This is a genomic window from Pseudomonas sp. P5_B2 (genome assembly GCF_056400445.1).
The window spans coordinates 1-846 of the sequence record NZ_JBFULH010001217.1 but is presented as its reverse complement, the minus strand read 5'-3'; the positions used below and the strand labels follow the sequence as shown (position 1 = coordinate 846).

The following is an 846-nucleotide window of genomic DNA, read 5'->3' as shown; positions in this document are numbered from 1 at the left end:
GTCCCCAGCCAGTCTGGGCAGTTGGGTCATTTCGATAGGGCACGAAGTCGGCGTATTGCTGCAGCAGGCGGTGTTGTAACGCATCCAGTTGTGGCCTGATCTGATTGAGAAGGTCCGGCCGTGGCGTGTCTGGCGCCTTGTCCGCTGCGCGCCATTGCGCGAGCAGGCCGTATTGCACCAGCTTGTTGGCTTCGATTTGTGCGGCGATCAGTTCGGCAACCTCGTCTGGATTCAGCTTCCGGCTCTCGGCTGTCTTCCTGGCGTTGGCAATAAGCTGCGTTTCCCGGGCGGTGTCCTGGACCGGTTTGCCACTGTCCCATTTGGTCAACGCCACCAGATCCGCAGTATTCAAGCGCTCGTTGATCGTCACCAGCAGCGGTAACAAGCTATCGGGTGCCGGGGAGGGTGTACCGGCCTGGACGCCACCAGCAAATAAACCGAACAGGGCGCAGCTCAGCAGTTGCGGCAAGCGTTGGGAGTGGGGCATGGGTAAACCTCATTGAGCGCAAAATTCACAATCAATACTTATGTACCACAGGTGCGGCAGGGGCATTAAGTAGGGACTGATTTATTTTGTGCACAAAAAAGCCCGGCTTGTTTGGCCGGGCTTTTCGTTGAGTGTTGCGTGAAGGTTATTCATTCATGCGGCGCGATACTTGATCAAACGGTCAGCACCACCTTCGGCGACGCGGTTCTGCATCAGTCGGTCGGAACCATCAGCGGCTACACGGTTTTCGATCAGGCGGTCAGAACCATCAGCGGCTACACGGTTTTCGATCAGGCGGTCAGAACCATCAGCGGCTACACGGTTTTCGATCAGTCGGTCAGAACCATCAGCGGCTACAC

General features: G+C 57.0%; 2 pseudogenes. Both read right to left on the bottom strand.

What is annotated here, in order from left to right:
* Nucleotides 1-487: pseudogene (locus AC1DRJ_RS30320) on the bottom strand (chorismate mutase); the annotation flags it as partial.
* Between the two features lie 153 nt (nt 488-640).
* Nucleotides 641-846: pseudogene (locus tag AC1DRJ_RS30315) on the bottom strand (hypothetical protein); the annotation flags it as partial.